We start from the raw sequence: 7,487 nt of genomic DNA, 5'->3' as shown, positions 1-7,487 counted from the left end.
GGGTCGGTGCTGGTGGGCGCTCGACGGCACTTCGCCTCAGCTTCGCTGAGTCTCAGCAAGGCAGGGCTGCCCGTCATTTTGGGAGAGGGTAGTGCCGAGCCATGCTCGGCACCTCCATCCCCAAACTAAGGCCGCTGCTCCACTCTGGATCTCGCCCGCGCACCGGCCATCCCTGCGAGGGCCGGCGCGGGTGGGCGATCAACGGCACTTCGCCTCAGCTTCGCTGAGTCTCAGCAAGGCAGGCCTGCCCGTGAGTTGGGAGAGGGGTAGTGCCGAGCCATGCTCGGCACCTCCAACCCTAAACGAAGGCCGTGGCCCGGCTTTGGCCTTTCCAGGCGTGCCGACCACCCCAGCCCTCTCCCCGGCGGTGCGGGCGCGATGTTGACCTTCGCTCCAGCGCCAAAGCAGCTAACAGACTCCACCACATACGCGTCAGTACAGACGGAGGGCGGTGTTCGGCCTTATCATTCGCCGTTCGATTTTTGCAGGCGGATGACCGCGTGACCGATTCCAATCTCGCATTCGTATTCCCCGGCCAGGGGTCGCAGTCGCTAGGCATGCTGGCCGAACTGGCCGAGCTGCACCCGCAGGTCCGCGACGCCTTCACCGAGGCGTCCGATGGCGCCGGTGTCGACCTGTGGGCCCTGTCGCAGGGCGGTCCCGAGGAAATGCTCAACCGCACCGAGTACACCCAGCCGGCCCTGCTGGCCGCCAGCATCGGCGTGTGGCGCGTCTGGAATGCCGTCGGTGGCGCGAAGCCGTCCGTGCTCGCCGGCCATAGCCTGGGCGAGTACACCGCCCTGGTCGCTGCCGGTGCCTTGACCCTGCACGACGGCGCCCATCTGGTGCGCCTGCGTGGTCAGCTGATGCAGGAAGCCGCCCCGGCCGGTGTCGGCGCCATGGCCGCCGTCCTCGGCGCTGAAGACGCCCTGGTCCAGGAGGTCTGTGTCCAGGCCGCCGGCAGCCAGGTCGTGGTCCCGGCCAACTTCAATTCCCCCGGTCAGATCGTCATCGGTGGCGACGCCGCTGCCGTCGACCGTGCGCTGGCGCTGCTGGCCGAAAAGGGCGTGCGCAAGGCGGTGAAGCTGGCCGTCAGCGTGCCCTCGCACACTCCGCTGATGCGCGAAGCCGCCAACCGCCTGGCCGAGACCATGGCTGGGCTGGACTGGCGCGCCCCGGCGCTGCCCGTGGTGCAGAACGTCGATGCCCGCGTGCATGACGGCATCGACGCCATCCGCCAGGCGCTGGTCCAACAGCTGTACCTGCCCGTCCAGTGGACCGGCTGCGTACAGGCGCTGGCTGCCCGCGGCGTCACCCGCGTCGCCGAGTGCGGCCCGGGCAAGGTGCTGAGCGGATTGATCAAGCGCATCGACAAATCGCTGGACGCGCGCACACTGTCCACGCCCGCCGATTTTGAGGCTGCCCGCGAAACCTGGGCTGCCTGATCCTTCGACCGCGTTCGCGTTGCCCTGCCTTCGGGCCGGGCGCGTGGATCGGTCCCGTTCGAGGAACTACAGATGAGCAAGCCCCTTCAGGGTGAAATCGCACTGGTGACCGGCGCCAGCCGTGGCATCGGCGCGGCGATCGCCGACGCACTGGCCGCGCAGGGCGCGACCGTGATCGGTACCGCCACCACCGACGCCGGCGCTGCCGCGATCGGCGAGCGCCTGGCCGCTGCCGGCGGCCACGGCCGCGCGCTGAACGTCACCGACGCCGCGGCGCTGGAGGCGGTGCTGGACGGCATCGCCAAGGAATTCGGTGCCATCACCATCCTGGTCAACAATGCCGGCATCACCCGCGACAACCTGCTGCTGCGCATGAAGGAAGAGGACTGGCAGGCCATTCTGGACACCAACCTGACCAGCGTGTTCCGCACTTCCAAGGCGGTCATCCGCGGCATGATGAAGGCGCGCAAGGGCCGCATCATCAACATCGCATCGGTGATCGGCGTGACCGGCAATGCCGGCCAGGCCAACTACGCCGCCGCCAAGGCCGGCATCATTGCCTTCTCCAAGTCGCTGGCCAAGGAAATCGGCTCGCGTGGCATCACCGTCAATGTCGTCGCCCCCGGCTTCATCGACACCGACATGACCAAGGCGTTGCCGGAAGAACAGCGCACCGGCCTGGTCAAGTCCATCGCCCTGGAACGCCTGGGCGAAGCGTCCGACATCGCCAACGCGGTGGCGTTCCTGGCCGGTCCCTCGGCCAGCTATATCACCGGCGAAACCCTCCATGTGAACGGCGGCATGTACATGCCGTAAGCATGTGGCGCATGGATTGCGCCGCAAGTGGTTGATCTGAAAGATGTTTTGCAGCGATGTAAGGCGTCGTCGGTTTCCACTACACTATCCCACGGTCATCCCTCACCGGATGGCGTCATTTTTGAACCACTACTCCATCTGGAGCGATATCCAATGAGCACCATCGAAGAACGCGTCAAGAAAATCGTCGTCGAACAGCTTGGCGTCAAGGAAGAAGAAGTCACCAACAGCGCATCGTTCGTCGATGACCTGGGCGCTGACTCGCTGGACACCGTTGAACTGGTGATGGCGCTGGAAGAAGAGTTCGAGTGCGAAATCCCGGACGAAGAAGCCGAGAAGATCAGCACCGTCCAGGCTGCAATCGACTACATCAACGCCCACGTCAAGGCTTGATGTCAGGCGGCTTGCGCGCGGCGGTGGCACCTGCCCCGGCCGCGCGCGGCAATCCCATGGGGCCGCGCTTGCGGCCCTGTGCATTTGAGCGTTACACCGCGTCATACCCGCAACATCCGGGTCAGGAGAATCTGCAATGAAGCGTCGCGTCGTCGTTACCGGCATGGGCATGGTCTCGCCGTTGGGCAATGATATGGCCACCAGTTGGAAGGGCATCACCGAAGGCCGTTCCGGCATCGGTCCGCTGACCAACGTTTCGCAATCCTACCTGGACCGTTTCACCACCAAGATTGCCGGTGAGGTCAGGGACTTCGACATCACCGCCGACAACGAACAGTTCGGCAAGTTCCGGGTCAGTGGCAAGGATGCCAAGAAGATGGACCCGTTCATTCATTACGGCCTCGGTGCGGCCTTCATGGCCTTGAACGACTCGGGCCTGGAGATCAACGACGGCAACGCCGAGCGCGTGGGTGCCATCGTCGGCGCCGGCATCGGCGGCCTGCTGGGCATCGAGGAACAGACCATCGAGTTCCACGAGGGCAAGAAGATCTCGCCCTTCTACGTGCCCAAGACCATCATCAACATGCTCCCGGGGCAGTTGAGCATCATCACCGGCCTGAAGGGCCCGTCGTTCTCGGCGGTGTCGGCCTGCGCCACCTCCAACCATTCCATCGGCACCGCCATGCGCATGATCCAGTACGGCGATGCGGACGTGATGGTGGTGGGCGGTGCCGAGCGCGGCTCCTCGCCGACCGCACTGGGCGGCTTCTGCGCCATGAAGGCCATGTCCACCCGCAACGACGCGCCGGCGGAAGCCTCGCGCCCGTGGGACAAGGACCGCGACGGCTTCGTGCTGGGCGACGGTGCCGGCATCCTGATCCTGGAAGAATACGAGCACGCCAAGGCGCGTGGCGCGCGCATCTATGCCGAGCTGGCCGGTTTCGGCGCCAGCTCCGATGCGTACCACATGACCGCCCCGAGCGAGAACGGCGAAGGCGCGGCGCGCTGCATGACCATGGCCCTCAAGGACGCCGGCGTGACCCCGGACCAGGTGGGTTACCTCAATGCGCATGGCACCTCCACGCCGCTGGGCGACCTGGGCGAAACGATGGCGATGAAGACCGCATTCGGCGACCACGCCCACAAGATGATGGTCAGCTCCACCAAGTCGATGACCGGCCACCTGCTCGGCGCGGCCGGCGGCGTGGAAGCCATCTTCTCGGTGCTGGCGCTGCGCGACAACGTGATTCCGCCGACCATCAACCTGCACCAGCCGGGCGAGGGCTGCGACCTGGATTACGTGCCCAACACCGCACGCGATGCCAAGGTCGACGTGGTCATGTCCAACGGCTTCGGCTTCGGCGGCACCAACGGCACGCTGGTGTTCAAGCGGGTCTGATCCACTGCTGCCGCACACGCACCGGGCCGCCATCTTGGCGGCCTTGGTGTATCTGGCCTTCGCTCCTTCCGGTTTCCCGCCATGCTCCTGATCCAGCCGTTGCCCGCCACCACCGACCTGCTCGCGCTGCAGCGCTTGGCACCGCAGCGCTATCCGCTGCTGATGGAATCCACCGCCTCGGGCACCGCCCAGGGGCGCTGGGACCTGCTGCTGATGGGCAACGGTGAGGCGCTGGCACTGCATGCCGACGGCGTGGTCCGCGATGCCGAGGGGCACGCGCAGTCCGGCCGCTTCCTCGATGTGCTGGATGCGCACTGGGCCGCGCTGCGCCAGCCCCGCGAAGAGACGCTGTTGCCGTTCCGCGGCGGCTGGGCGCTGATGCTGGATTACGAGCTGGCCGGGCAGATCGAGACCGTGCTGCAGCTGCCGACGCGTGCCGACGGGCTGCCCGCGGCATTGGCCCTGCGTTGCCCGGCAGCGGTGCTGCACGACCGCGTGCTCGGCCAGTACCACGCGGTGTGCGAACCCGACCACGGCGCGATGCTGCAGACGCTGCTGGCCGACCTGCAGGCGAGCGCCGCGCTGCCGCCACTGCCGGCCTGGCAGCCACCGGCCGACATGCACGAAGACGCGCCGACGCGCTTCACCGACGGCGTCGGCAAGGTGATCGATTACCTGCGTGCCGGCGACGTGTTCCAGGTCAACCTGTCGCGCCGCTGGCAGGCGCAGTTCGCCGACACGCTCTCGCCGCAGGCGCTGTACGCGCAGTTGCGGGTAGCCAACCCCGCGCCGTTCGCCGGGCTGTTCATGGCGCAGGGCAGGGCGGTGGTCAGCTCCTCGCCGGAGCGGCTGGTGTCGGTGCACGGCGATGACGTGCAGACCCGTCCCATCGCCGGCACCCGCCCGCGCTTCGCCGGCGACGACGATGCCGCGCGCATCCAGGAGCTGGTCGGCCACCCCAAGGAGCGCGCCGAGCACGTGATGCTTATCGACCTGGAGCGCAACGACCTGGGGCGCATCTGCACGCCGGGCAGCGTGGAGGTGGACGAGCTGATGACGGTGGAGAGCTACGCGCATGTGCACCACATCGTCAGCAACGTGCGCGGCCGCCTGCGCGAGGGCGTCAGCCCCGGCCAGGTGATCGCCGCGACCTTCCCCGGCGGCACCATCACCGGCTGCCCCAAGGTGCGCTGCATGCAGATCATCGCCGAGCTGGAGCAGACCGCGCGCGGCGCCTATACCGGTGCGTTCGGCTGGCTGAACCGCGACGGCGACCTGGACCTGAACATCCTGATCCGTACCGCCGAAGTGAGCGCGGCCTGCGCCGCGTTCCGCACCGGCGCCGGCATCGTGGTCGATTCGGACCCGGACAAGGAGCTGGACGAAACCCGCGCCAAGGCGCGCGGCCTGATGCGCGCGCTGGGCCGGCATGACTGAGCCGTTTGGCGGTGTGCAGCACCCGCGCGGTATGCTGCGCGGCGGCGAAATCGATTCGAGGTGACCATGGCGGGTGCGAAACGGGGTTGTCTGGCCGTGCTGGCGATGCTGCTGTTGGCAGCGGTGCTGCTGGCCGGTGCAGGGGCGTGGTTCTGGCACAGCCAGAGCGGCTTCGCCGATGCGCCGCTGACGCCCGACCAGCCCAGCATGGTGATCGCCCCCGGCGACGGCCTGAACACCGTCCTGGGCAAGCTGCGCGCGGCCGGCGTGGACGAGGGCAGCGACACCCAGTGGCAGCTGCTGGCGCGCCAGCTGGATGCGGCCGGCAAGCTCAAGGTGGGCGAGTACGCGCTGGACGCCAGCCTGACCCCACGTGAGCTGCTGCTGCGCATGCGCCAGGGCCGGGTGCTGCAGCACCGGGTAACCATCGTCGAGGGCTGGAACATCCGCCAGCTGCGCGCCGCCCTCAAGCGCGCCGATCCGCTGGTGCACACCACCGACGGCCTGGACGATGCAGCGCTGATGAAGGCGCTGGGCTTCCCCGGCGAACATCCGGAAGGCCGCTTCCTGCCCGAGACCTATGTCTACCAGCGCGGCGACACCGACGTGGACGTGCTCAAGCGCGCGCACGCCGCCATGGAAAAGGAACTGACCGCCGCCTGGGACAGCCGCAGCGACGACCTGCCGCTGAACTCGCCGTACGAACTGCTGACCCTGGCCTCGATCATCGAGAAGGAAACCGCGCTGCCCAGCGAGCGTCCGCAGATTGCCGGGGTGTTCGTGCGCCGGTTGAAAATCGGCATGCGCCTGCAGACCGATCCCACCGTGATCTACGGCATCGGCAGCAGCTACGACGGCAACATCCGCAAGCGCGACCTGACTACCGACACGCCCTACAACACCTATACCCGCGCCGGTCTCACCCCGACGCCGATCGCCATGCCCGGTCGCGATGCGCTGCACGCGACCGCGCAGCCGGCCGCCGGCAACGCGCTGTACTTCGTTGCAGTGGGCGATGGCAGTGGCGCGCATGTGTTCTCGGCCAACTACGCCGACCATAACGCCGCCGTTGCCCGCTACCTGCAGCAGCTGCGCCAGCAGCGCAGCCAGGCGGCCCCGCAGTGACCGCCGCGCTGCTGCGCCACCCGCGCTTTGTCAGCCTGGAGGGCGGCGAGGGGGCCGGCAAGACCACTGCGATCAATGCGCTGCGCGATGCACTGCGCGCGCGCGGGCATGAGGTGCTGCTGACCCGGGAGCCGGGTGGCACGCCGCTGGCCGAGCGCATCCGCGCGCTGGTCCTCAAGCCGGATGTGGAGATCGCCGCCGAGCCGCTGTCGGCCGAGGCCGAGCTGCTGCTGGTGTTCGCCGCGCGCGCCCAGCACGTACGCCAGGTGATCCAGCCGGCGTTGCGCCGGGGGGCATACGTCATCAGCGACCGCTTCACCGATTCCAGCTACGCCTACCAGGGCGGCGGACGCGGCCTGGATCCGGCCTGGATCGCCGACCTGGAGCGTCGCGCGGTGGGCGTGCTGCCGGGCCTGACCCTGCTGCTGGACGTGGATGTCGCGGTGGGGCGCGCCCGCGCCAACGGCCGCGACATGTGGCCGGACCGCATCGAAAGCGAGCAGGACGACTTCTTCCAGCGGGTGCGCGCGGTGTTCCGCCAGCGCGCCGGCGAGGATCCCACCCGTTTCCGCCTGATCGACGCCAGCCAGGACCAGGCCGGTGTCGCCGCGGCGGTGGTGGCGGCGGTGGATGTGTGGCTGGCACAGGCACCGGAGAGCTGAGATGACCGAGACTTTTTCCCCGTGGCAGCAACGCGCGTATGACCAGACCGTAGCTGCGCTGGATGCCGATCGTCTCGGCCACGGCCTGCTGATCTGCGGCCCGGCCGGGCTGGGCAAGCGCGCGGTCGCACTGCGCATGGCCCAGCACATCCTGTGCAGTGGCGAGCCGGCAGCGGCCAAGCGCAGCGCGCAGCTGATCGCCGCCGGTAC

At 68.2% G+C, this 7,487-nt stretch carries 7 protein-coding genes and 1 pseudogene; all 8 read left to right on the top strand.

Annotation, left to right across the window (positions count from 1 at the left end; translation table 11 throughout):
• Nucleotides 1-500: 500 nt before the first annotated feature.
• On the top strand, nucleotides 501-1,445 hold the full coding sequence (fabD, locus tag RTO53_RS11070; RefSeq protein ID WP_312237842.1) for an ACP S-malonyltransferase: 945 nt from the start codon (nucleotides 501-503) through the stop codon (nucleotides 1,443-1,445).
• Between the two features lie 72 nt (nucleotides 1,446-1,517).
• Nucleotides 1,518-2,261 carry a 3-oxoacyl-ACP reductase FabG gene (gene fabG / locus RTO53_RS11065; protein ID WP_312237841.1) on the top strand — a complete coding sequence of 248 codons (744 nt, stop codon included), beginning with the start codon at nucleotides 1,518-1,520 and terminating at the stop codon, nucleotides 2,259-2,261.
• Between the two features lie 153 nt (nucleotides 2,262-2,414).
• Complete coding sequence (gene acpP / locus RTO53_RS11060; protein ID WP_017357544.1) at nucleotides 2,415-2,654, top strand: acyl carrier protein; 240 nt, start codon at nucleotides 2,415-2,417, stop codon at nucleotides 2,652-2,654.
• 136 nt (nucleotides 2,655-2,790) lie between these two features.
• On the top strand, nucleotides 2,791-4,053 hold the full coding sequence (gene fabF / locus RTO53_RS11055) for a beta-ketoacyl-ACP synthase II (RefSeq protein ID WP_312237840.1): 1,263 nt from the start codon (nucleotides 2,791-2,793) through the stop codon (nucleotides 4,051-4,053).
• Between the two features lie 81 nt (nucleotides 4,054-4,134).
• Entirely contained in the window at nucleotides 4,135-5,490 is a 1,356-nt protein-coding gene (locus RTO53_RS11050; protein ID WP_312237839.1) for an aminodeoxychorismate synthase component I, read from the top strand.
• 66 nt (nucleotides 5,491-5,556) lie between these two features.
• A complete protein-coding gene (mltG, locus tag RTO53_RS11045; RefSeq protein ID WP_312237838.1) occupies nucleotides 5,557-6,615 on the top strand; it encodes an endolytic transglycosylase MltG in 1,059 nt (352 codons plus the stop codon).
• Nucleotides 6,612-7,277: a dTMP kinase gene (tmk, locus tag RTO53_RS11040; RefSeq protein ID WP_312237836.1), complete on the top strand. Its 666-nt coding sequence runs from the start codon at nucleotides 6,612-6,614 to the stop codon at nucleotides 7,275-7,277. Before mltG ends, tmk begins: the two co-directional genes overlap by 4 nt.
• 1 nt (nucleotide 7,278) lies before the next feature.
• Nucleotides 7,279-7,487, top strand: a pseudogene (locus RTO53_RS11035) (DNA polymerase III subunit delta'); the annotation flags it as partial.

The organism is Stenotrophomonas sp. (genome assembly GCF_031995405.1).
In the GTDB taxonomy this organism is placed as follows: Bacteria; Pseudomonadota; Gammaproteobacteria; order Xanthomonadales; family Xanthomonadaceae; genus Stenotrophomonas.
The sequence above is the reverse complement of the archived record's forward strand: the minus strand, read 5'-3'. Positions and strand labels throughout refer to the sequence as shown.

Coding starts and splice junctions, on each gene's coding strand:
- fabG (WP_312237841.1), top strand. CDS start 1,518: ATGAGCAAGCCCCTTCAGGGTGAAATCGCACTGGTGACCGGCGCCAGC.
- acpP (WP_017357544.1), top strand. CDS start 2,415: ATGAGCACCATCGAAGAACGCGTCAAGAAAATCGTCGTCGAACAGCTT.
- fabF (WP_312237840.1), top strand. CDS start 2,791: ATGAAGCGTCGCGTCGTCGTTACCGGCATGGGCATGGTCTCGCCGTTG.
- RTO53_RS11050 (WP_312237839.1), top strand. CDS start 4,135: ATGCTCCTGATCCAGCCGTTGCCCGCCACCACCGACCTGCTCGCGCTG.
- mltG (WP_312237838.1), top strand. CDS start 5,557: ATGGCGGGTGCGAAACGGGGTTGTCTGGCCGTGCTGGCGATGCTGCTG.